This is a genomic window from Vitreimonas sp. (assembly GCF_036392335.1).
Taxonomy (GTDB): Bacteria; Pseudomonadota; Alphaproteobacteria; order Caulobacterales; family Aquidulcibacteraceae; genus Vitreimonas.
In genome coordinates, this window is sequence record NZ_DASVYD010000032.1 from 37307 (window position 1) to 58241 (window position 20935).

General features: G+C 63.5%; 27 protein-coding genes and 1 other RNA gene. 11 read left to right on the forward strand and 17 right to left on the reverse strand.

Going from position 1 to position 20935, the window contains the following annotated elements:
- Positions 1-452: 452 nt before the first annotated feature.
- Together VF769_RS07575 and VF769_RS07580 are read left to right on the forward strand one after the other, a co-directional pair.
- Positions 453-1295 (forward strand): cytochrome c1, encoded by an 843-nt coding sequence (locus tag VF769_RS07575; RefSeq protein ID WP_331007782.1) that lies wholly within the window; start codon positions 453-455, stop codon positions 1293-1295.
- 88 nt (positions 1296-1383) lie between these two features.
- Complete coding sequence (locus VF769_RS07580) at positions 1384-1878, forward strand: cupin domain-containing protein (RefSeq protein WP_331007783.1); 495 nt, start codon at positions 1384-1386, stop codon at positions 1876-1878.
- Between the two features lie 38 nt (positions 1879-1916).
- Here VF769_RS07580 and VF769_RS07585 read toward each other — a convergent pair whose 3' ends face one another.
- The 3 genes from VF769_RS07585 to VF769_RS07595 form a co-directional block, all read right to left on the reverse strand.
- Entirely contained in the window at positions 1917-2855 is a 939-nt protein-coding gene (locus VF769_RS07585) for a cell wall hydrolase (RefSeq protein ID WP_331007784.1), read from the reverse strand.
- 286 nt (positions 2856-3141) lie between these two features.
- Positions 3142-4005, reverse strand: coding sequence for a carbonic anhydrase family protein (locus VF769_RS07590; RefSeq protein ID WP_331007785.1), 864 nt, complete (start codon positions 4003-4005; stop codon positions 3142-3144).
- A gap of 164 nt (positions 4006-4169) precedes the next feature.
- Entirely contained in the window at positions 4170-4775 is a 606-nt protein-coding gene (locus VF769_RS07595; protein WP_331007786.1) for an ATP-dependent Clp protease proteolytic subunit, read from the reverse strand.
- A 156-nt stretch (positions 4776-4931) separates the two neighbouring features.
- Between VF769_RS07595 and VF769_RS07600 the strand changes: the two genes are divergently transcribed.
- Positions 4932-5729 (forward strand): toll/interleukin-1 receptor domain-containing protein, encoded by a 798-nt coding sequence (locus tag VF769_RS07600; RefSeq protein ID WP_331007787.1) that lies wholly within the window; start codon positions 4932-4934, stop codon positions 5727-5729.
- Here VF769_RS07600 and VF769_RS07605 read toward each other — a convergent pair.
- From VF769_RS07605 to gap, 10 genes are all read right to left on the reverse strand, one after another.
- Positions 5726-6193, reverse strand: coding sequence for a DUF1003 domain-containing protein (locus VF769_RS07605; RefSeq protein WP_331007788.1), 468 nt, complete (start codon positions 6191-6193; stop codon positions 5726-5728). The two genes, VF769_RS07600 and VF769_RS07605, sit on opposite strands and share 4 nt — an antisense overlap.
- 29 nt (positions 6194-6222) lie before the next feature.
- Positions 6223-6861, reverse strand: coding sequence for a thiamine phosphate synthase (gene thiE, locus VF769_RS07610; RefSeq protein WP_331007789.1), 639 nt, complete (start codon positions 6859-6861; stop codon positions 6223-6225).
- The gene (locus VF769_RS07615) at positions 6858-7877 is read right to left on the reverse strand and encodes a class I fructose-bisphosphate aldolase (RefSeq protein WP_331007790.1); all 1020 of its coding nucleotides are present in this window, start codon (positions 7875-7877) and stop codon (positions 6858-6860) included. Before VF769_RS07615 ends, thiE begins: the two co-directional genes overlap by 4 nt.
- A gap of 147 nt (positions 7878-8024) precedes the next feature.
- Complete coding sequence (locus VF769_RS07620) at positions 8025-9209, reverse strand: phosphoglycerate kinase (protein WP_331007791.1); 1185 nt, start codon at positions 9207-9209, stop codon at positions 8025-8027.
- Positions 9206-9475 carry a hypothetical protein gene (locus tag VF769_RS07625; RefSeq protein ID WP_331007792.1) on the reverse strand — a complete coding sequence of 90 codons (270 nt, stop codon included), beginning with the start codon at positions 9473-9475 and terminating at the stop codon, positions 9206-9208. The genes VF769_RS07620 and VF769_RS07625 overlap by 4 nt, the downstream gene beginning before the upstream one ends.
- Positions 9476-9480: 5 nt before the next feature.
- Positions 9481-9987 (reverse strand): DUF1993 domain-containing protein, encoded by a 507-nt coding sequence (locus VF769_RS07630; RefSeq protein WP_331007793.1) that lies wholly within the window; start codon positions 9985-9987, stop codon positions 9481-9483.
- A gap of 14 nt (positions 9988-10001) precedes the next feature.
- The gene (locus VF769_RS07635) at positions 10002-10277 is read right to left on the reverse strand and encodes a hypothetical protein (RefSeq protein ID WP_331007794.1); all 276 of its coding nucleotides are present in this window, start codon (positions 10275-10277) and stop codon (positions 10002-10004) included.
- A 66-nt stretch (positions 10278-10343) separates the two neighbouring features.
- Positions 10344-10619 carry a hypothetical protein gene (locus VF769_RS07640; protein ID WP_331007795.1) on the reverse strand — a complete coding sequence of 92 codons (276 nt, stop codon included), beginning with the start codon at positions 10617-10619 and terminating at the stop codon, positions 10344-10346.
- A 64-nt stretch (positions 10620-10683) separates the two neighbouring features.
- Positions 10684-11070 carry a hypothetical protein gene (locus VF769_RS07645; protein WP_331007796.1) on the reverse strand — a complete coding sequence of 129 codons (387 nt, stop codon included), beginning with the start codon at positions 11068-11070 and terminating at the stop codon, positions 10684-10686.
- Between the two features lie 83 nt (positions 11071-11153).
- Positions 11154-12161, reverse strand: coding sequence for a type I glyceraldehyde-3-phosphate dehydrogenase (gene gap, locus VF769_RS07650; RefSeq protein WP_331007797.1), 1008 nt, complete (start codon positions 12159-12161; stop codon positions 11154-11156).
- A gap of 311 nt (positions 12162-12472) precedes the next feature.
- Here gap and VF769_RS07655 point away from each other — a divergent pair, with 311 nt between their 5' ends.
- The 5 genes from VF769_RS07655 (at position 12473) to VF769_RS07675 (ending at position 15321) form a co-directional block, all read left to right on the forward strand.
- Positions 12473-12799 (forward strand): cell division protein ZapA, encoded by a 327-nt coding sequence (locus VF769_RS07655; RefSeq protein WP_331007798.1) that lies wholly within the window; start codon positions 12473-12475, stop codon positions 12797-12799.
- Positions 12800-12834: 35 nt separating this feature from the next.
- A non-coding RNA gene (gene ssrS / locus VF769_RS07660) (6S RNA) lies at positions 12835-12994 on the forward strand.
- Positions 12995-13126: 132 nt separating this feature from the next.
- Positions 13127-13717, forward strand: coding sequence for a 5-formyltetrahydrofolate cyclo-ligase (locus VF769_RS07665; RefSeq protein WP_331007799.1), 591 nt, complete (start codon positions 13127-13129; stop codon positions 13715-13717).
- Between the two features lie 14 nt (positions 13718-13731).
- Positions 13732-14526: a hypothetical protein gene (locus tag VF769_RS07670; protein ID WP_331007800.1), complete on the forward strand. Its 795-nt coding sequence runs from the start codon at positions 13732-13734 to the stop codon at positions 14524-14526.
- A gap of 48 nt (positions 14527-14574) precedes the next feature.
- A complete protein-coding gene (locus VF769_RS07675; RefSeq protein WP_331007801.1) occupies positions 14575-15321 on the forward strand; it encodes a YebC/PmpR family DNA-binding transcriptional regulator in 747 nt (248 codons plus the stop codon).
- On the opposite strand, the gene VF769_RS07680 is transcribed toward VF769_RS07675, so the two are convergent.
- Positions 15318-15536: a hypothetical protein gene (locus VF769_RS07680; protein ID WP_331007802.1), complete on the reverse strand. Its 219-nt coding sequence runs from the start codon at positions 15534-15536 to the stop codon at positions 15318-15320. The genes VF769_RS07675 and VF769_RS07680 overlap by 4 nt on opposite strands.
- A gap of 104 nt (positions 15537-15640) precedes the next feature.
- Entirely contained in the window at positions 15641-16207 is a 567-nt protein-coding gene (locus tag VF769_RS07685; protein WP_331007803.1) for a hypothetical protein, read from the reverse strand.
- Between the two features lie 217 nt (positions 16208-16424).
- Between VF769_RS07685 and VF769_RS07690 the strand changes: the two genes are divergently transcribed.
- Positions 16425-17399 (forward strand): complex I NDUFA9 subunit family protein, encoded by a 975-nt coding sequence (locus VF769_RS07690; protein ID WP_331007804.1) that lies wholly within the window; start codon positions 16425-16427, stop codon positions 17397-17399.
- On the forward strand, positions 17396-18073 hold the full coding sequence (locus VF769_RS07695; RefSeq protein ID WP_331007805.1) for a hypothetical protein: 678 nt from the start codon (positions 17396-17398) through the stop codon (positions 18071-18073). The genes VF769_RS07690 and VF769_RS07695 overlap by 4 nt, the downstream gene beginning before the upstream one ends.
- Here VF769_RS07695 and VF769_RS07700 read toward each other — a convergent pair.
- Positions 18036-18491, reverse strand: coding sequence for a DUF488 domain-containing protein (locus VF769_RS07700; protein ID WP_331007806.1), 456 nt, complete (start codon positions 18489-18491; stop codon positions 18036-18038). The genes VF769_RS07695 and VF769_RS07700 overlap by 38 nt on opposite strands.
- 26 nt (positions 18492-18517) lie before the next feature.
- Positions 18518-19330, reverse strand: a complete 813-nt coding sequence (locus tag VF769_RS07705; RefSeq protein ID WP_331007807.1) for an undecaprenyl-diphosphate phosphatase — start codon at positions 19328-19330, stop codon at positions 18518-18520.
- 168 nt (positions 19331-19498) lie between these two features.
- On the opposite strand from VF769_RS07705, the gene VF769_RS07710 reads away from it, so the two are divergent.
- On the forward strand, positions 19499-20932 hold the full coding sequence (locus VF769_RS07710; protein WP_331007808.1) for an NAD(P)-dependent oxidoreductase: 1434 nt from the start codon (positions 19499-19501) through the stop codon (positions 20930-20932).
- The last annotated feature ends 3 nt before the right edge of the window (positions 20933-20935 follow it).

Consider the following 20935-nt stretch of genomic DNA (forward strand, 5'->3'; position numbering starts at 1 on the left):
GAGTGGGTTGAGGGTGGTACGGTGACGCAAGCTCCGGTCCGCGCGCCCAGCGAATCTGCTTGGGCCGACACAGCCGCCGCGGCGCAAGCGCAACAAGCCGAGCAGGGCGCGGCGATGACCGCAGTAACGCGCACGTCGGCCACTGAAGGCACGCTTCGCGCCGTCAATGGCGGCGCCGTGCAGACCCGTACGGTGACAGCCGGCACCGCGGATGAGCTGGAGACGGCGATCGCTGAAGCGAAGGCGGAAGTCGGTCAGGCCGCGCCGTTCTTCAACATCACGCGCAATTCGCCGTTCACCTTCACGGTGACGCGTCTCTCGCAAATCGCGACGTTCTACTACTTCTTCTTCTTCCTGGTGCTCCTGCCCGTGCTCGGCCTGCGCGAAACGCCTGGCCGCGTTCCGGACACGATCGCCAAGCCCGTCATCAAGCAAGCGCAGGGAGCCGCCTAATGCTGCGCGCATTGACACTCGCTGCGGCCCTCACGGTCGCCTCCGTGGGCGCTGCGTTCGCCGCTGGCGACGCTGAGCATCCGCATGATCACCCGTTCAGCTTCGACAGCCCCGTCGGCGCGTACGACATGGGCGCGGTGCAACGCGGCTTTCAGGTCTATCAGCAGGTCTGCGCGTCCTGCCACGCGATGGACCACTTGGCCTATCGCCACCTCGGCGAGCGCAACGGCCCGTTCGCGCTTTATATGGTGCGCAATCACGAGACCGGTGAACTTGAGCCTCACGTCGGCGCGCCGGCGCATGGGGGCACTTTCGTCGACGTGACCGAAAACCAATACGTTCGCGCCATCGCCGCAGGCGTGACGATCAATGCGGTGGACCCCAACACGGGCCAACTCACGGATCGTCCGGGTCGGATTTCAGATCACTTCCGCCGTCCGTTCCCGAACGAAATCGCGGCCCGCGCCGCGAATGGCGGGGCCTATCCGGTCGATCTCTCGGTGATCACGTCGGCCCGTCATGGCGGCGCGGATTATATCTACGCGCTGCTGACGGGATATACCGGCGCCAGCCAAGGCACGTTGTACGAGAACCCGTACTTCGCCGGCCGCTACATCGCCATGCCGCCGCCGCTGGCGGAAGGTGCGGTGGCGTACGCGGACGGCACGCCGACCACGGTTGAGCAATACGCCGCTGACGTGACGCACTTCCTGCAGTGGGCTGCGGACCCGCACATGGAGCAGCGCAAGCGCACCGGCATCGTCGTGCTGACGTTCCTGATCGTGCTCGCGGGCCTTATGTACCTGGCCTACAAGCAAGTCTGGCGTAACGAGAGCCACTGAGTTCTCTAAGCACCAAGCTCCAAGCGCGGGCCGAGAGGTCCGCGCTTTTTGTTTGCGATTTCACGCGCTCGGGCGTTTCCTCCTCGCCATGAGCCAACAAGACAAACCGGAACGTCCGATCGCAATCGATTCAATTCCGGTCGAAGAGTGGAGCGAAGGCGTCCGCTATGGCGGGCGCACGCAGGTTCTATCCAACACGCGAGATGACCGGCGCAAGATCGGCATCGCGATTGAGGTGGTGCCGCCAGGCAAGCAGACTTGCCCGTTCCATTATCACATGGTGGAGGAAGAGCACATCGTCGCGCTTGAAGGCGAAGCCACGCTACGCCTGGGCGATGAGCGCTATCTGATCAAGGCCGGCGATTATGTCTGCTTTCCCGCCGGCCAACGCGTGGGCCATTGCATCGTCAATGATCGCGCCGCGCCGTTCAAATTCATGATCATCGGCGACCGCGCGCCCAACGAGGTTTGCGTCTATCCCGACAGCGGCAAGATCATGATCTATAATCTTGGCCGCCTCATCCTCCCAGAAGGCGAGAGTCTCGACTACTGGAAGGGTGAGCGAGCGGATGACCCCCTCTAGTTCGGGGGCAGCAACTCAGAGGCCCCGACGATCGTTGTTTACGGCGCGGCTGGGCTCGTCGTTCCGCTGACGCTGAGCGCTACCCCATTGATCGTCGGCGTTGCGGCGGCGTTGACGTCCGTCGCCACGCTTTCGCTGGGCAGCGCCTGGCCCGCAGCTTCGGGCGACGCATATTGAATCACGCCGTTGACCCGACCAGCGCGCGGCCCCCGCGCGGATGCCGAGGCGTGCTGCGTGCGCGCTTCACCACCCGAAATCGCTTGACCCAAATATTGCGCGACATCGATCATGCGCGGTGTCTCGCGCCGGCCCGGATCCGGCACATCGGCATAGAAGATGTGCTGGCCGATGATCTGCCGGCCTTCGCCGAAGCGGGCCCAACGCGGACGCACCGCGCGCGTGTGATAGAACAACGCGCCGCCGGTGGGGTCGATGGACTGGCCGCTCAGCACTTCACGCGCAACGCGATCGGCGATCGCCCATTCGGGATCGGTGATCACGCTTGAAGGATCGCGCGCCAGATTGATCACCGTGCGCCGATTGGGATCGCCACGGTTCCAGACAGAGAATTGTTTGGGTGAGAGGATCACCGTGGCGAGATCTTCGCCGAAGCGGTCGCCGATGCGATTGACCATGACGTGCGCCACGGCGCGCATGCCATGTTCGCCTTCGCTGCGTGCTTCGCCCCAGGCGGTCGCGGCCAGCAGGCGTACTTCTTCTTCGTTGAGCGCGACCGGTGTGGCTGGCGAAACTGCGCTTGAAGACGGTTCGTCTGGAACGAAGCCGATGATCTGACGTTCGCCACTGACAACAGCGGCGAGCGCGTCCGGGTAGAGCGCGAAATTCATCGCCGCGGCGACAACCAACACGCTCGCGAGGCTGGCGGCGTGCATGCAATGCTTGATGGAGGCGCGCTCAGCGCGCTTCGAGACTCTTCCCTTGTTCGAACGCGACAGTCCGATCCAGCGAGCGGCCATCTTGGTCTCTCTATTTCGCGGGGCGCGTCGCCGCGCCGGGCGTCATGGCAAAACAAAAGTGGTCGCATCCACACCGCAGCGTGCGCGGACACGGACGGGCGTTTTACTTTTCCACAGGGCGAAAATGCGACGCGCACAGGGCGAACTGCAGTGCAAAAGCCCCGGATTTCCTTGCTTTTTTGTCAGGTTGGCGCGCCAAAACGGGACACACGAGGTTCCCTGAACGCGAAAACGCGGCGACCATTTCTGGCCGCCGCGTGTGCTTGTTGTTGCTCGTTTGATCGGCTTAGGAGCCCAGCACCACGGTGCGTTGGTTCAGCGGTTGCACGTGGCGCGAACTGGAGCCGAGCGCTTCACGCAAGGCCGCGATCTGCGCGGCGGAGGCCTGGATCGGCGTGCGCAGCACGTTCCAGCGCACGCCTTCGCTACAGGGCGGCGTCGTCAACGAGCCGGCATAAGCAAAATAGGCGCGATCTTGCGGCAGCAACGCCGCGAGATCGGCAGTGATGTGGGTGGCCATTTCCTCGCCCTGGCCGTTGGGCATCGCCGCGAGCAGCGCGCCTAGCGCTTGGTTCTCCAGCCCTTCCTCGATGAATACGCCCACGACCGCGAGCTGGCCCTGGCTGTTGCGATGCACGAAGTGCAGCTCGGCTGGATAGGCGCGGCGGTCGAGCGTGTGTTCAGCCGGCGAGTGGAAGTGGAATTGCGCAAAGCCGTAAGCTTGCTGACCAATCATCAAGGCCGCCGCGCTCTGCGCTGGATTGAACTGCAGCGTGTGGCCATTGTTCACGAAATTGCCGGCCGCCGGCAAATAGTGCGGGGCGAGGTCGGGCATTTCCACCATCGGCGTGGCGCTGGAGAGATTGACCGGCGATTGCTCCTGGCCTTGGCCGCACGTACCGGCGACCTGCGCCCAGGCGGCCTGGTGCATGTAATCCCAATGGTTGGCGTCGCCGCCATGCGGCGCGGCAGGGGCATGTTCGGCCGCGTGCGCTTCCGCCGGGCCCAGTGAGGGGCCGTGGCCTTCGCCATGAGCCGCTTCGGCGTGCTCGCCGCCATGCGCGTCCGTTTCGCCGTGCTCAGCCGAGCCGCCGCCGCAGGCTGCCAAAATCAAGGCGAACGCCGACGCCGCCGCACCTTTGATGCGCATTGGATAAATCTCCACCAACCCCAACCGCGCGCCCGTTTTGACGGGTCTTCGCGGACAAGAATGGAGGATACGGTAACTGCACTTAAAGCCGGGTTACGCACGCTGCCACGAAAACGCCGGCCCGAAGGCCGGCGTTAAGCGATCACAAACCGTGTTGGCGCGCTTTACCGGATCTCGGCTTGGCTCCGCACGATTTTGCCGACCAAGCCATACGCTTTCGCTTCCTCGGCTTGCATCCAATAATCGCGGTCGACGTCACGCTTGATCTTGTCGAGCGGTTGGCCGGTGGCGTCGGCGAAAATCTTGTTCAGACGCTCGCGCATGCGCAGGATTTCGCGCGCTTGGATTTCGACGTCCGAAGCCATGCCGCCCACGCCGCCGCGCGGTTCGTGCAGCAGGAAGCGCGTGTTCGGCAGGCAATAGCGGTTCTCGCGCTCGGCGGCGGCGTAGATCAGCGCGCCGGCGGAGGCGACCCAGCCCGTGCCGAGCATGCGCACCGGCGCGTTGATGAATTTGATCACGTCATGGATCATGTCGCCGCTTTCGACGTGGCCGCCGGGCGAGGAGATCACGAAGGTGATCGGATCAGCGTTGTCGGCCGCCAGTGCGAACAGGCGCTCGGTGACGCGGCGCGCTTGCAGGTCGTTCACTTCGCCGGTCAGCATCACCACACGGGCGTTGAACAACGCTTTTTCGATCACGTCCGGCGCGTTGCGGGCCTCCGCCGGGGCTTTCTCGGCGTCATCGAGGCGGGTGGGGATAAAGTTCATGGAAGCTCCAGCGGGCCTGAATCTGAGCCCTTCAGGTAGGCGGGTTCGGGGCGATTTCCTAGCCCTGTACGGTTACTGGCGAGGGGCGCGCGCGCAGCCTAGGCTCGGCGCGGGGGAAGCGGGGCGATTCCAAGCTCTTAGGCCGGAGGCTTAACCTTGAGCGACGTCTTTATTTCCTACAAGCGCGAGGACAAAGCCCGCGTGGAGGCGCTCTACACGCTGCTCTTGGACCTTGATCTGCCGGTCTGGTTTGACGCCGGTATCGAGGTGGGCGCCGAATGGGAGCGGCGGATCGAGGAGCAGATCGCCGCGGCCCAGGCGATGATTGTGTGCTGGACGTTCGCGGCCGTCTCCTCGCATTGGGTGACGCGCGAAGCGAAGATCGGCCTAGAGCGCGGCATCCTCGTGCCGGTGATGCTGGCGCCGTGCGCGCTTGTAGCGCCCTTCGACGCCGTGCAAGCCGCCGACCTTACGCAATGGAGCGGTGCGCCAGATCATCCCGAGATTCAAAAGGTGCTTGGCAAGCTGGAGACCTTGCTCGGCAAGAGAAACCTTGCCCGCAATGCGCGGCTGCGCGCGGGTGGTCAGAAAGAAGAGATGGTCGCCGTTCTGCGCTCGCTCTTGGTTGAGCGCGCGCGCTCCGGCGGGCCGCCATTCACGTATAAGGAAGCCGAGAACGCGCTGCGCGAAGCGGCGGAGGCGGAGGACATTCGCATCGGTGAGTTTGATCAGCACTCGCTTTGGGGCGCGCTCGACGCCATCGCCGAACAAAACCGCCGCCGCCGCGAGCCGCCGCTCGACGTGCTGGTCGTCAGCAAAGACACCGGCCGCCCTGGGCGCGGCTATTGGCAAAAGCACGCCTTCCTCGAAGGCAATGGCGATGCGCTGGAGCAGGCATTGTTCGAGCGGCATTTGGCGCGGGTGCGCGGGTCAAACTGGTCGCAGGACGTTTAACCCTTCGCCTCCAGCATCTTGGTCAGCCGATCCACTGCGGCCGTCAATTGCGCGATTTCTTGCTCGCGCAACAGGTCGATCTTTTGGTGCAGCGTTTCGATTTCGAGTTCGGCTTTGCAATTGATGTCGTAGTCCTCGATCGCGCGTTGACGATCAATGTCGGCTTGCCTGTTCTGGCTCATCATGATGATTGGCGCGGTGTAAGCGGCCTGGAATGAGAGCAGCAGGTTCAGCAGGATGAAGGGGTAGGGGTCGACCCGGTCGCTGCTGATCGCGTTGAATACGATCCACGCAAGCAACAACGCGCTTTGAATGACGATGAAGCGCCAGGAGCCGACCACTTCGGCGATCCTATCGGCGGCTTTGTCGGCGAAAGTGCGCGGAGCGATGGTCTCGTCTGGCGCTGGCCGCTGCTTGGCGCGCTGGCGCAATTGGGAAAGCAGGTCATCGAACGCGTTGGTCATGGCGGCTCCGGCGCAAGTTTGCGCGGAGCTTAGCCTGCCAACCGGTCAAACACAGCGTTGAAGGCCGCCACGGCAGCGCGCGGACCCGCCGGGTGCGTCCAGACGCCGGCAGATACGGCGAGAAAGTCCGCGCCCGCCCGCACCAGCGGCTCGGCGTTCTCAACTGTGATGCCGCCGATTGCGACACACGGGGTCTCTGCGATCTCGGCCCAGATCTCGAGGATCTCGGGCTCGGCCCAGTGCTTCGGTTCCTTGGTGCCTGTCGGATAGAACGCGCCGAACGCGACATAATCCGCGCCAGCTTCGGCCGCTTCCATCGCGAGATGGCGAGAATTATGGCAGGTCACGCCGACGATACGCTCCTTGCCCAGAAGACGTCGCGCTTCAGCATAGCTGACGTCATCTTGACCGACATGCACGCCGTCGGCGTTGAGCTTCGCGGCGAGGTCGGGGCGATCGTTTAGAATGAAAGCCGCATCCGCCGCTTGCACAATCGGCATGAGCGCGCGGCCGATGCGCAGTACTTCGTCGTCCGCCGCATCCTTCAGACGCAATTGCACGCAAGCGACGTCGCCGCCGGCGAGGGCATCTGCCAGCGCAAGCGAAAACGCCGCCAACTCGAACGTTGGCGGCGTGATCAAATAGAGGCGGCAGCGTTCGCGCGTCACGCCGCCTGCTTTTCCAAGCTTGGGTTCCACTTGCCCAAGCTGGCGAGGCCATTCATGCGGGCGCGGTGCAGGAAGGCGGCCTGCGCTTTGCCAACGTTCTCCGCCTTGCCGCTCCAGGCTTTTTGCGGCGCGGCCTGCAGCGCGCGGCCATAAGAGAACGTCATCTTCCACGGGAAGCCGCCGATCTCGTTCATGCGCGAGAGATGCGCGGTCGCGAGTTCATCCGATTGGCCGCCAGAGAGATAAGCGATGCCAGGCACCGCACTCGGGACACACGCCTTCAGGCAGCGGATCGTTTTTTCAGCGACCTCATCGACGCTGGCTTGCTTGGCGGCCTTCTTGCCCGGCACGATCATGTTCGGTTTCAGCACGATGCCTTCGAGCGGCACGTTCAGATAATAGAGCTGTTGGAAAACTTCCTTCAGCACCCATTCGGTGACGGCGTAGGTGGTGTCGATATCGTTGTCGGCGTCCATAAGGACTTCCGGTTCGACGATCGGTACAATGTTGAACTCTTGGCAGAGGTTTGCATAGCGCGCGAGCGCGTGTGCGTTGGCGAGCACGCCGGCATAGGAGACGTTGGTCGGATCGATCACCGCGCGCCATTTGGCGAAGCGCGCGCCTTGCTCGTAATATTTCGGCAGGCGCTTATCGAGGCCGTCGAGACCCTTGGTGATCAGTTCACCCGGCTTGGCCCCCGCGAGCTGACGCGTGCCTTCATCGACCTTGATGCCGGGGATGGAGCCGGCTTGCTCGATCAGCTTCACCAGCGGCGTGCCGTCCTTGGCGCTTTGCCAGATGGTTTCATCGTACAGGATGACGCCGGAGATGAATTGCATCGCCTCTTTGGCGCGGAACATCAATTCGCGATAATCGCGGCGATTGTCCTCGGTGTTTTCGACGCTGATCGCGTCGAAGCGCTTCTTGATCGTGCCGGTGGATTCGTCGGCCGCCAGGATACCGCGGCTCGGCGCCACCATGGCTTCGGCGACTTTATTCAATGCGTCGAGATTCACGTCGTCTGCCCCGCGTGTTCGGTTGAGGGCGGGTGACCCCGCCGCCTGTGCTTGGATCGCGCGGGTTTAGCCCGGCTCCGCGCAAAACGCCAAGCCGGGTGTGGAAATGGGGGCAATTTTGCCTGTGCTCGGTTGCCGCAGGGGCGCTCAGCGCTTCAGCGCCTCGACCCCTGGCAGGGGCTTGCCTTCCATCCATTCCAGGAAGGCGCCGCCGGCTGTGGACACGAAGGTCATGTCGTCCGCCACACCCGCATGATGGAGAGCCGCCACCGTGTCGCCGCCGCCGGCGACGGCGATCAGCTTGCCGGTTTTCGCGAGTTCCGCGGCTTCCTGAGCGGCAATCACCGTGGCTTGGTCGAACGGCGGCACCTCAAATACGCCGAGCGGGCCGTTCCAGATCAGGGTGTGCGAATGCTTCATCGCTTCGCGCAGCTTGCGCACGGTCTTTTCCCCCGCATCGAGGATTTTCTCGTCCGCGCCGATGTCGTCGAGCCCGGTCATGCGGGCTTCGGCGTGCGGCTTCACCTCTTTCGCCACGACCACATCGACCGGCAGCAGGATTTCGCACTTGCCTTTGGCCGCTTCCATGATCGCGCGCGCGGTGTCGGCCATGTCCTTTTCAGCAAGCGAGCCGCCGATCTCCACGCCTTGGGCGTAAAGGAAGGTGTTGGCCATGCCGCCGCCGATGGCGAGCTTGTCGAGCTTGTTGATCAGGTTTTGCAGAAGATCGAGCTTGGTCGAAACCTTGGCGCCGCCGACGATGCCGAGCACGGGGCGCTTCGGCGTGCCGAGTGCGGCGTCGAGCGCATCGAGCTCGCGCTCCATCTGCTTGCCGGCGTAGGCGGGCAGCAGATGCGCCAAGCCTTCCGTGCTGGCATGCGCGCGGTGCGCGGCAGAGAACGCATCGTTCACGTAGAAATCGCCGAGCGCCGCGATTTGCTTGGCGAGCTCTGGATCATTCTTCTCTTCGCCAGCGTGAAAGCGTGTGTTCTCCAGCAGGACCACGCCGCCGGCGGGCAGCGCATCGATCGCGGCTTTTGCTTCCGTGCCAACGCAATCATCGGCGAACGCCACCGGCGCGCCGAGCAATGCGGCGAGCGGCGCGGCCACCGGCTTCAGCGACATCTCCGGCACGCGCTTGCCCTTCGGGCGATCGAAGTGCGCGAGTAGGGCCACTTTGCAGCCCTTGGCGGTCAACGCCTGGATCGTCGGCAGAGCCGCGCGCAGGCGCGTATCGTCGCTCACCGCGCCATCGGCCATCGGCACGTTGAAGTCCACGCGGACCAGCGCTGTTTTGTTCGCAGGCGCATCTTCAATGCGACGAAAGCTCATAAATGTCCTCCAGCGGCGCGGCCGATCCCATAGAAGACGATCATTACAGCGCCAATCATGGCGAGCGCCAGCACAGTATTTGTCGCGCGCCGCGCCAAAGGCATGGAAGCGAGTGCTGTCCGCCGCGTCCAGGCCCAGACGAGGGCGGAGCCGAGCGCGATCAGGCCGGCATACGCCAAAGGCGCATTCGCGACGCCCGCGATAAACGCGAGCACCACGAACACGACATCGGTCAGCGCCGAGCGGATGTTGGGCTTACGCATCATCCGCGTCAGCTCATCAAAAAGTCTTTCTTGCCGAGATCGACGCCGTTGTGGCGCAGGATCGCGTAGGCCATGGTGACGTGGAAATAGAAATTGGGCAGCGCCCAGGTGTTCAGATAGGTCTGGCCGTCGAATTTGAGTTCCGAACCGGGAATCTTAATGCTGATTTCGCGGTTCTCGGCGCCTTCGAGTTGCTCGGGCTTAAAGCTCTCGACCATGCCGATCACTTTGGCGATGCGCGCTTGCAGATCGGCGAGCGTGACTTCCTTGTCTTCGATCGTTTCCGGCACTTCGCCCGCGAGACGCGCCATGGCGCCCTTGGCGTGATCGGTGGCGATCTGCACTTGGCGCATCAGCGTGAACATATCTGGCGCGAGGCGATCGTTCAGCAGCGTGGTGACATCGAAATTCTTCGCCTTCGCGTGCGCTTCGGCTTTGTTCAGCATCGCGGCGAGATTTTTCAGCATGCGCGTAAACGTCGGCGCGCTGGCCGCGTACATCGAAACTTTGCTCATATTGGACGTTTCCCCTAAAGCGCGTCGGCTATTCCAAGGCCAAGCCAGTACGCGCCGCTCAATATGGTAAGCAAGACCGCGATTGCGAGTGCGCTGATCCGAAAAAACGCGCGGCCCTTGAGCCGGTCGAGGATGGGTCGGCGCGAGGTAAGCCAGAACGCGACCATGCCGAACGCGGCGACGATCGCGATTTCAAGCGGCGCGCTGAATAGCCCGCACGCGAATGCTGCGATCGCGAACGCAAGATCGCCGGCGGCGACATAGACATCTGGCAAGCGGCGTGCGGCCATGTCCGCACTTTGATCATTGGCGCAACGCAACGCTTGTGCGTTCAACCAATCGGCGCGCGTTTCGCCCTACGGGCGCAACGCGTTCAGCAGCACCGCGGCTACCACGCCAATCCACGGAAACGCGATGCCGCTGGCGACGCCCGCCGCGATCGTGCGCCAGCCTGAGCCGGTGAGCCGCGGCGCGAGGAAGCGCTCGCTTAAGACCCAAGCCAGCGCCCCGACGATCAGCATGATGCGATAGCCAAGCTCCCAGCGCTCACACGCCAGCACCGCCAGCGCCGTGCCCACAAGCAAACCCCAAAGCTGCGCTTTGGCGACCGGGGTGAGGTGGGGGAATTTCACTCTTTCTCTCCCTCGACGGGAGGGGGGGCAGTGGTAGTGAGTAAGCAGTGCCAAGTCGGGAAAGTCATTGCGCCAGATTGATGCCTACGCCGAGCAGATATCCGATACCTATGACGGCACCGGCAGCTATCGCGACGACAAAGACCACAGCCAATGCGAGTCCGGCACACCCAACGACTCCCGCAGTCGCGTGACTGACTACTCGCTCAACAAGGTTCGGCGCTAAGACGACCGCCACGATGCCTAACACGACAGCGCAGATCAGAGCCATCTCCGATGCACTTGCGGTCGACCAGGCCCAGGCTATCACCCCGGCGCCAGCAACAACCACCGTAACACGGAGGACCAAAACGCCGACGGCGCGTCGGCGCTCGGCAGCTTGATGCCGCTTTCGCGCCTCGGCGCGTGCGGACGCTGTTGCGGCGTCAATCTCGGCATCCCAATCGCTCAATGGAAGCTCCTCTCCGAGCGAGTCCATTGATAACGTCATGCGAGCTTTGAGGGAACGCCCTGCGGCAAGAGCGCCTCTTAGCTTTAGATCAGCTTGCTCAGCGCCACAGCCGTGTCGGCCATGCGGTTCGAGAAGCCCCATTCGTTATCGTACCAGGTGAGGATCGAGCAGAACTTGCCTTCCATCACCTTCGTCTGATCGTTGTGGAAGATCGACGAATGCGGATCGTGGTTGAAGTCCATCGAGACGTTCGGCGCGTTGGTGTAGCCGAGAATGCCCTTGAGCGGGCCGTCAGCGGCGGCCTTGATCGCGGCGTTGATCTCTTCCTTCGTCGTCGCCTTCTTGGCCACGAACTTGAAATCCACCACCGAGACGTTCGGCGTCGGCACGCGGATCGAGATGCCGTCGAGCTTGCCCTTCAGGTCCGGGATCACGAGGCCGATCGCTTTGGCGGCGCCCGTTGATGTCGGGATCATGTTCAACGCCGCGGCGCGGGCGCGATAGAGATCCTTGTGCAGCGTATCGAGCGTCGGCTGGTCGCCGGTGTAGGAATGGATCGTCGTCATCATGCCGTGATCGATGCCGATCGCGTCATGCAGAACGCTGACCACGGGCGCGAGGCAATTCGTGGTGCACGAGGCGTTCGAGATCACGACGTGATCTTTCGTCAGCCCCTGGTGGTTCACGCCATAGACGACCGTGTAGTCCGCGCCGTCCGCCGGGGCCGAAACGATCACGCGCTTGGCGCCGCCGTCGAGGTGGAGTGCGGCCTTATCGCGGGCGGTGAAGATGCCGGTGCACTCAAGCGCGATGTCGACGCCCAGATCCTTGTGCGGCAGCTCGGCCGGGTTCTTGATCGCGGTGACCTTGATCTTGCCCTTGCCGAGATCGATCCAGTCCTCGCCCGATTTCACTTCGCCCGGGAAACGGCCGTGGACGCTGTCGTAGCGTAGCAGGTGGGCGTTGGTTTCGACCGGGCCCAGATCGTTGATCGCGACCACCTCGATATCGGTGCGGCCCGTCTCGTAGATCGCGCGCAGCACGTTGCGGCCAATGCGTCCGAACCCGTTGATCGCAACCTTCACGCCCATGGGCATCCGCTCCTGATTTTGAATTGTGAGTGTGGGCGTGGGATTAGACCCGTACCGCCCCCGCGTCCATGCCCGGAACCGCAGAGCAGGCTTTCAACGAATCGATCAATCCCGTAACATTTCGTCGCAATGGGAAGAGATTCCCCAAACGAGGCGCACGCCGCCCAGGCGAGCGCGCTGAACCAAGCCTTGAGCACAATCGAGGCGCGGCTCGACGCGTTGGAACCAGGCGCTGACGCTGATGTTGTAGCTGAGGCGCTGGCCGGTCCGGTCCGTGCGCTCGGTGCAGCGGCGAGGGAGGAGGACGTCTGATGCAGGCTGTCCTGAACGTAGCGAACCAGCAATTCACCATTGAATGCGCCGATTGCGACCAGCGCCGGCTCGAGGATTTGGCCGAAGCGCTCAATGCGCGACTGGCCCGGTTCTCCGGCGACGAGGACGCGATGCGTCGGCTTGTCCTGACGGCTTTGGCGCTTCTCGACCAGACCCAGGCCACCAGTGCGGCCCTCGCCTTGGCGCGCGAGGAGATCGAGCGGTTGACGGACATGGTGGTCGAAGCGCGGCTTGATGCACGCAGCGCGCCGGTGAACGACGAACGTGGCCGCGTCGGCGCGCTGGTCGCACACGGCGCCGCTTGAGCGAAGCGCTCGCCGCGCCTAGATTCAGCCTCGGGCGGTTACTGCGGCGTGCGAGAGGCGCATCATCCCTGGGACCGTATCATCTCTCTCGGGAGCTGGCTCTGTCGCGGACCCTGGTCTGCAGCACCTGGCGCCCACCTAGTTGTCTAGGGTTCGAGAGGATGAGCAATGCCTTACGGCGTCTGTGGTCCGCCCGACTCTTCCCCCGCTTGCGGGGGAAGTGCCGAGCTTAGCGAGGCGAAGGGGGTAAGTCGGTTTGACGTTTGCGCTGCGCCCCCTCAGTCATCGCGCGCTGCGCGCTGACAGCTCCCCCGCAAGCGAGGGAGCATGAGTGCGGAGCTTGAGGCCGAAAAAGCCGACGCGCGCATGTTGATGCGGGCGGAGCGCAACGCGGTGGAGCCTCGCGACGCGCCGCTGAAATTGATCGATAATTTCCCGCTGGAGCTGGCGCGTGTCTCACCTGTCGCCGGCTATTGGCCAGTGGGCAGCGAGATCGACGGTCGTCCGCTGTTGGCCGCGCTCGCTAAGGTCGGCAATGTGGTGGCGTTGCCGCGCATGGAAACCCGACAGGGGCCGGCGCGCTTCCTCGCCTGGCGCGGCAGCGAGGCGCTCACGGCGGACGCGTTTGGCGTCCCGTCGCCGCCCAAGGGCGCGCAAGAGGTGACGCCGCGCCTCATTCTCGTGCCGCTGATCGCGTTTGACCGCGCCGGCAACCGGCTTGGCCAAGGCGGCGGCCATTACGACCGCATCATTTCTCTGTACCGCGCCCATGGCGCGATCGCCGTCGGCATCGCCTATGCTGAACAGGAAATGGGCGCGGTGCCAACTGGTCCGCACGACGCACATCTGGATTGGGTGATCACGCCCAAGGAAGCCATCCGCTGTGTGCGCGGCGCGCCTTTAACGGGCCGTGCATAGTGATAGGTGCGAGCATGCGCGTCATGATTTTTGGCTTGATTGCGTGTCTGAGCGCGTGCGTGACGCCGCGGGCGCACGAACTCAGCGCTATCGAAGTCGTCTACCATCCTGAGCGCATGTACTACACGATCGAGAATGGCGGTCACGCCCGCATGGTCCCCGGGGCTGGCGAGCGCGTGTTCGAATTCGAGGCGAGCCGAGGCGATTTTCAGCGCGTGGCGGCGCTGCTTGCTCCGCTCGAGGCGGAGGGGCTCACGTGTGCCAGTCCGTCGCCTCATTCGGCGCCTGGCCACATCATCTTCCGTCGCGGCGAGGCGGAGCGGCGCGTGGTGATGCATACCGCTTGTACCTCCGACGGCGCGCGGCCACTCGCGCGCAACGCCGATGAAGCGTATCGGCTGATGGAGGAGATGGCGCGCGCCCGATATGTCGCGCCGACGATCCCTGAGCCGGAGATCATCACCGTGGAGCACCGATACTGGGGCAACCTGCGCTCGAGTTGGTCGGTGAGCCGGACAGGAGAGGGAAGCTACACGGCGGGTGATCAAGTCACTCGCTTCGCCGTTTCCACGGAATCGTTCGCCGAGATCCGCGCAATCTTTCAGCCGTACGAGAGCCGCTGGTTTGAATGTAGCAGGGTGATCGCCGATGGCCCCTATGGCGACATCATCTGGTCCTCGGGCGAAGGGCGGGAAGACCAGCGCACGCGGTTCGACGCCGGTTGCGTCACGGGCGACGCGGCGGACTTGTTCGCGCGCCTGGATCAAGCCGAGGCGCTGGTGAATCGGCTGAGAGCCGCGCCGGAATAGGCGCGGCGCCCTTGAGCCAGATGGCGCCGCCCGCTATAGCCGCGCCCCATGGCAGGCCATTCCAAATTCGCGAATATCCAGCACCGCAAGGGCGCGCAGGATAAGAAGCGCGCGCAAGCGTTCACCAAGATTGCGCGCGAAATCCAAGCGGCGGTGAAACTCGGGGGCGCCGATCCGAACTCGAATCCGCGCCTGTTCCGCGCCATGGCCTCGGGGCGCGCAATCAATATGCCGAAGGACAACATTCAGCGCGCCATCGACAAGGGCAGCGGCGCGGGCGCCGAGCAGCTGGACGAAATCCGTTACGAGGGCTTTGGCCCGGGCGGCATCGGCGTGATTGTCGAATGCCTTACCGACAACAAGAACCGCACCGCCGGCGAAGTTCGCGCGGCGTTCGCCAAGAACGGCGGCAATCTTGGGGAAAGCAACTCGGTTTCCAACGCATGGCGTAAAGTGGGCGAGGTGCGTTACGCACTGTCCGTCGCCAGCGAAGACGCGATGCTGGAAGCCGCGATCGAAGCCGGCGCGGATGATTGCGTCGTCGAGGGCGAGCATCACGTCATCACCTGTGAGATGACCGCGCTCGGCGGCGTGGCGCAGGATCTGGCCAAGAAGTTCGGCGACGCCGTCTCGGCCAAATTCGTGTGGCGCACCGATATCGCCATCCCGATCGAAGGCGAGGCGGCCGAGACGTTGATGAAGCTGCTGACGCAGCTGGACGACCTGGACGACGTGCAAGACGTCTATTCCAACGAGGACATCAGCGACGCAGAAATGGCGCGCCTCAGCGCCTAACGGAAAAAGTCGCGTAGATAGTCGAACGCGATCCAGGCCGGCGGAATCATAAACCCGATCAGAGCCGCCCAGAGGATCGTTACGAACCCACGCCAAAGCATGCGTGCGAAATGACGCTTGCGACCAATCACCTTGAAGTGCGCGTCGATGACTTTCGTGTCATCGATCGGCGCGGCTTCTGCTTCGCGCAGGCGGGTGATCTGCGGCCGAGTCATGGCGCCGCCGATCTAGCACAAAAGCTGGCGCAGAAATGGCAAAGCCGCCGACGCTTGTGGGCATCGGCGGCTTCTTCACGCGCTACGGCAACGGGGGGAGGGAATTAGCCGTAGCGGTTATCTCTGTCGCGGCGCTCCGCTTCGATCCTATAGCTAAGGCGGTCAAAGCGCCGATCAAGGTCTCGACGTTCGCCCTGCGACAAACCGTTCCGCCGATACTCCTGCTCAATGCGGGCGATGTTCTGAAACTCGGCGCGCAAGCGATGCGCTTCCACACGTGACAATGAACCGTCGCGCAGGCCAGCGTCGATGCGCCGATCAAGTTCGCGCTGCCGTTGGTTGATGTTCTGCCAGTCACGATCCTGGTTATCGTGTCGATCCCAGCGAATCCGGGCGCTCAACGCATCAAAGCGCCGATCCAGGTCTTGGCGCTCCCATGACGATAGGCCGTTTGACATACGGTAGGCGCGCTCGATGCGAACGATTTCCTGGAATTCAGCGCGCAATTGTGCCGCCTCGCGGCGGGTGAGCGATCCATTCTGCACGCCGCGGTCAATACGCTGATCCAGGCGCGCTTGGCGTTCATTGATGTTCTGCCAGCTTTGGGCAGACGCCGGCGCCGCGATCATAAGCGCGCTCGCGGCGACGGCCATGGCGAGAAACTTACTCATTTTGTGCTCCTCAGGCGTTTCCGCCCCTCGGCTAGTCAAAGCGGTTGCGCCGGCATCGTTCCGGAGGAACATGAGCCAAGCTGACGCGCCCGCACGGGTTCCGGCCAGTTGCCAAGCGCCGCGCAACACTCCATACCGCGACACAATTTGACACTTATCCGGATGCCGTTTCCTCTTATCGCGCGGCGCGGCTGAACCGGGCCTTATGGAGTGCTTCATGGCGGAACTGGTCGTTGTGTTCGGCGGCTCTGGCTTCATCGGGAAGCAAGTCGTGCGTGCGCTCGCCAAGCGCGGCAAACGTGTCCGCGTCGCCATGCGCCGCCCGCATCTTGGCGCTGATCTGCGCGTGATGGGCGATGTTGGTCAGATTCAGCTCGTGCAAGCGAATTTGCGCTTTCCGGACTCGATCGACGCCGCGCTCGAGGGCGCCGACGCGGTCGTGAACCTGGTCGCCGTGCTGCACGAGAGCGGCAATCAAAATTTCGACGCGCTGCACGTCGAAGGCGCGCGCGCGGTCGCCGAAGCCGCCGCCAAGCGCGGCATCCAACGCGTAGTGCACATCTCCGCGCTCGGGGCCGCGGAGAAAGGCGCCAAGTACGCGCAGTCGAAATACCAAGGCGAGCGCGCCGTGTTGGAGGCTGTGCCGACGGCGACGATTCTGCGCCCCTCAATCGTGTTTGGCCCAGAGGACGGATTCTTCAATCGCTTCGCCCGCATGGCGCAAACGTCGATCGCGTTGCCGCTCATCGGCGGCGGCAAAACGAAGTTCCAGCCGGTCTTCGTCGGCGATGTCGCTGACGCGGTGTGCGCCGCGCTTGAGAAGCGCGAAGCGCAGGGCCGTGTCTATGAGCTCGGCGGCCCGCGCACCTACACGTTCAAGCAATTGCTCGAATTCATTACGGCCGAAACGGCGCGCCCGCGTCCGCTCATTCCGTTGCCCTTCGTGTTTGCCTATCCGCTCGGCTTGCTGATCAGCTGGGCGTTCAAGCTGATCCCGTTCGCCGCTCCGCCGCTGACTGGCGATCAGGTGAATATGCTGCGCAAGGACAATGTCGTCGGCGCCGATCCACTGGCCGGGACAATCCAGGATTTGGGCGTCACCCCGCTTGAAACGGTCGAGGCGATCGTGCCAGCCTATCTCTGGCGCTTCCGCCCCTACGGCCAGTTCCAGACAAAGCAGAATCCCGCATGACATCGCGCACCTGGGCAATCGCTGCTTCGATTTTCGGATTGGCGACGCTCGGCGTCTTTGTTGGATTCAATTTTCTGCCCGACGTCGCCGCGGTGTACGCGCCAGGCGAAGCCGCGACCTATGTCAGCGCGTTCCAGCGCAGCACGACGCTGGCGGACCTAGCGCAAGTGTTCGGCGATCCGGCGGACCCCGCGATTATCGCCGCGATGGATCAGCTCAACACGCTCGATCTCTACGCTTTCATCCCGGCGTATGCGCTTTTCCTGATCGCCGCCGCCTTTATGCTCGGCGGCAACACCACGCTGAAATGGCTCGCTGTCATCGCCGCACTGATCGGCGCCGGCGGTGATGTGGTCGAGACCTATCAGCAGCTCCAGCTCACCGCTGATTATCAAAACGCCGCGTCGCACCTGCCGCTGATCGCGCCGATGCATTGGGTGAAATATGCCGGCATTGGTTTGAATGGCGTGCTGGTGTCCGCGCTCTGCTTCACGGCCGAACGCAGGCGCTGGATTCTCGGCGTCGTTGGTTTGCTCACGCTGCCGATCGTCGCTGCATCCTATGTAGGACTGGTCGAACCGCGCGCGTTCACGGGCGCTGTCGCGCTTTATTGGACGACGCTGCTGGTGGTTTCGATTATCGCGGCGGTCCGGGCGAAAGGTGCGCCGGCTTAAGGCCGAATTCGCCGAGGTGCTCGGCGACGATCGCGCGATGGCAGTCGCGCCAGTCGTGCTCCAGGCACATGATGCAGACGCGGCCTTTCTTTGCGAGATCGGCTGTCTCCGCCAAAGCGAGCTGACTCTCAGGCTCGGCTAGCTTGGCTTCGAAGATGCGCCGCATGGTCTTGGTGTCGCCCTTGCGCGCGGCTTCGCGTCCGGCCTTCGGCGTGCCGAGCGGCTTCATGTGCACGTAAGCGATGCCGGCTTCGTCCAAACTCGCGGCGAGGGCCTTCTTTGAGTAGCCGGCGCGGCGTGAGTTCGCGATTTCGCGCACATCCACCAGCGTTTTGATCTTGGCTTCTTTCAGCGCCGCCACGAACTCAGGCACGCCGACGTTCTCGTAGCCGATGGTCCAGAGCTTCGATTGCGCCATGAGCTTCACCCTTGAAGCGGCGCGGCTTAGCCAAGCTGGCCCATGTGAACGCCGCCGAGCAAGAGCGCGCCGAGACCAATGCGATACCAAGCGAACGGGCCAAAGCCAATGCGGGTAACAAAATCCAGGAAAGGCTTCACCACAAGTGCGGCGGCCAGAAATGCAAACACGAAACCCACGGCGATCTCGGCGATGCGCTCGCTAGCGATTTGGTCCTTCACTTTGATGAAGTCGTAGATGAACGCCGCCACCATCGTCGGCATGGCGAGGAAGAACGAAAACTCCGCGGCCGCGCGTCGATCAAGGCCGAGCAGCAAGCCGCCATAGATCGTGGCGCCCGAGCGCGAGACGCCGGGGATCATGGCAATGCATTGCATGAAGCCCACCGCGACGGCGCGCCAGATTGGTGTTTGCGCGGCGTCAGTCACCACCGCCGCTGGTGCAAAACGCTCCAGCAACAGCATGGCGATTCCGCCAATCACCAATGCCCAGCCGATGACGATGAAGCTCTCATAGAGCACTGTCTTGACGTAATCGGCAGCGAAGAAACCGATGAGCACCGCCGGCAGGAACGCGAGGAAGAGCATCAGCGCAAAGCGCCGCGCCTCCGGCTTGGTCGGTAGGCCGGTGATGACGTCGAAGATGCGCTGGCGGTAGAGCCACATCACCGCGAGGATCGAGCCCAGCTGGATCATGACGGTAAAGACGCCGCCCGGATCGTCGTAGCCGATCAGCTCCGCGCCAATCAGGAGGTGCGCGGTAGAGGAGACGGGCAGGAATTCGGTCAGGCCCTGCAGCACGCCGAGCACCGCGGCGCGGAGTAGTTTCAGAATGTCCAAGCAGGCGCCCCCAATTTGAGCCGACGCGACCATGAAGTGCGTCGGACCGGGGCGAAAGTGCGAAATTCAGGCCAAATCGCTGTGCAGAGGCAGCTTATTTCTTGAACAGCCTGCCAAACTCAGTCTAAAGGAAAATTATCCCGCAACTCGCGCCTTTGGAGGGCGTTCGTGGCCGAACGCATGCAAAAATTCGTGTCTGTGGGTCAGAAATGGCCCGAGAAGCGCGCGGCGGCTGACCGCGCCGACGATTTTCATGAGATTTATCGCGAGTTTATTGCCGAGAAGGCCAACGAGCAGGCGTCCCGCTGCGCCCAATGCGGTGTCCCGTTCTGTCAGACGCATTGTCCGCTCCAGAACAACATCCCTGATTGGCTGCGCATGACGGCCGAGGGCCGCCTTGAGGAAGCCTATCAGCTTTCGGCCTCGACCAATTCCATGCCGGAAATCTGTGGTCGGATTTGCCCGCAGGATCGTCTCTGCGAAGGCGGCTGCGTGATCGAGCAATCGACGCACGGCGCTGTCACCATTGGCGCTGTGGAAAAGTACCTGACCGACACCGCCTGGGAGAAGGGCTGGGTCGCCGCGATCAAGCCGCGCCGCGAGCGTGAGGAGAGCGTTGGCATTATCGGCGCTGGCCCTGCGGGCCTCGCCGCCGCCGAGCGCCTGCGTCTGCGCGGCTATCAAGTAACGGTCTATGATCGCCATGACCGCGTCGGCGGCCTGCTGATCTACGGCATCCCCGGCTTCAAGCTGGAGAAGGACATTGTCGAGCGTCGCACGCAGCGCCTCATCGAAGGTGGCGTGAAATTCGTGCTGAATTGCAATGTCGGCGAGACGATCTCGTTCGACGATCTGCGTACGCAGCACGATTCCGTGCTGATCGCGACCGGGGTCTATAAGGCCAAGCCGCTTAACGCGCCGAATGATCAGAGTGTGGTGAAGGCGCTAGATTACCTCATCGCCTCCAACCGCGTCGGCCTGGGCGATGAGGTGGCCGAGTTCACCAGCGGCGCGCTCAACGCGGCTGGCAAGCGCGTCGTGGTCATCGGCGGCGGCGACACGGCGATGGATTGCGTGCGCACGGCTGTGCGTCAGGGCGCCAAGAGCGTCACCTGCCTTTATCGCCGCGACCGCGCCAACATGCCCGGCTCGCAACGCGAAGTGAAAAACGCCGAGGAAGAGGGCGTTGTGTTCGAATGGCTCGCAGCCCCCAAAGCGGTGCGTGCGGGCAAGAAGCCGGGCGTGGCAGCTGTCCGCATGCGCCTCGGCGCGCCGGACGCGAGTGGGCGCCAATCGCCGGAAGAAGTGCCTGGCAGCGAGTTTGATGTCGTAGGCGATCTCATCATCGCAGCCCTTGGCTTCGATCCGGAAGATCTGCCGGAAGCGTGGGACGCGCTCGATCTCAAAACGACACGCTGGGGCACGATCAGCGCCAATCCGCTGACCTATGCGACGAATTTGCCGGGCGTATACGCCGCGGGCGATATCGTGCGTGGCGCCTCGCTCGTGGTGTGGGCCATCAAGGAAGGCCGCGAGGCCGCCGATGCAATCCACGCTTATATTCAAGACCGCGCCCAAGCGGCGCGCGTAGCTGCGGAATAAAGC

Excerpts from the sequence above, each read along its gene's own strand:
- VF769_RS07580 (WP_331007783.1), top strand. The coding sequence starts at position 1,384 with ATGAGCCAACAAGACAAACCGGAACGTCCGATCGCAATCGATTCAATT.
- gap (WP_331007797.1), bottom strand. The coding sequence starts at position 12,161 with ATGGGCGTGAAGGTTGCGATCAACGGGTTCGGACGCATTGGCCGCAAC.
- VF769_RS07655 (WP_331007798.1), top strand. The coding sequence starts at position 12,473 with ATGCAGGCTGTCCTGAACGTAGCGAACCAGCAATTCACCATTGAATGC.
- VF769_RS07635 (WP_331007794.1), bottom strand. The coding sequence starts at position 10,277 with ATGGCCGCACGCCGCTTGCCAGATGTCTATGTCGCCGCCGGCGATCTT.
- VF769_RS07630 (WP_331007793.1), bottom strand. The coding sequence starts at position 9,987 with ATGAGCAAAGTTTCGATGTACGCGGCCAGCGCGCCGACGTTTACGCGC.
- VF769_RS07680 (WP_331007802.1), bottom strand. The coding sequence starts at position 15,536 with ATGACTCGGCCGCAGATCACCCGCCTGCGCGAAGCAGAAGCCGCGCCG.
- VF769_RS07590 (WP_331007785.1), bottom strand. The coding sequence starts at position 4,005 with ATGCGCATCAAAGGTGCGGCGGCGTCGGCGTTCGCCTTGATTTTGGCA.
- VF769_RS07670 (WP_331007800.1), top strand. The coding sequence starts at position 13,732 with ATGCGCGTCATGATTTTTGGCTTGATTGCGTGTCTGAGCGCGTGCGTG.
- VF769_RS07625 (WP_331007792.1), bottom strand. The coding sequence starts at position 9,475 with ATGATGCGTAAGCCCAACATCCGCTCGGCGCTGACCGATGTCGTGTTC.
- VF769_RS07675 (WP_331007801.1), top strand. The coding sequence starts at position 14,575 with ATGGCAGGCCATTCCAAATTCGCGAATATCCAGCACCGCAAGGGCGCG.
- VF769_RS07585 (WP_331007784.1), bottom strand. The coding sequence starts at position 2,855 with ATGGCCGCTCGCTGGATCGGACTGTCGCGTTCGAACAAGGGAAGAGTC.
- VF769_RS07605 (WP_331007788.1), bottom strand. The coding sequence starts at position 6,193 with ATGACCAACGCGTTCGATGACCTGCTTTCCCAATTGCGCCAGCGCGCC.
- VF769_RS07665 (WP_331007799.1), top strand. The coding sequence starts at position 13,127 with ATGAGTGCGGAGCTTGAGGCCGAAAAAGCCGACGCGCGCATGTTGATG.
- VF769_RS07575 (WP_331007782.1), top strand. The coding sequence starts at position 453 with ATGCTGCGCGCATTGACACTCGCTGCGGCCCTCACGGTCGCCTCCGTG.
- VF769_RS07700 (WP_331007806.1), bottom strand. The coding sequence starts at position 18,491 with ATGGCGCAATCGAAGCTCTGGACCATCGGCTACGAGAACGTCGGCGTG.
- VF769_RS07595 (WP_331007786.1), bottom strand. The coding sequence starts at position 4,775 with ATGAACTTTATCCCCACCCGCCTCGATGACGCCGAGAAAGCCCCGGCG.
- VF769_RS07620 (WP_331007791.1), bottom strand. The coding sequence starts at position 9,209 with ATGAGCTTTCGTCGCATTGAAGATGCGCCTGCGAACAAAACAGCGCTG.
- VF769_RS07690 (WP_331007804.1), top strand. The coding sequence starts at position 16,425 with ATGGCGGAACTGGTCGTTGTGTTCGGCGGCTCTGGCTTCATCGGGAAG.
- VF769_RS07685 (WP_331007803.1), bottom strand. The coding sequence starts at position 16,207 with ATGAGTAAGTTTCTCGCCATGGCCGTCGCCGCGAGCGCGCTTATGATC.
- VF769_RS07695 (WP_331007805.1), top strand. The coding sequence starts at position 17,396 with ATGACATCGCGCACCTGGGCAATCGCTGCTTCGATTTTCGGATTGGCG.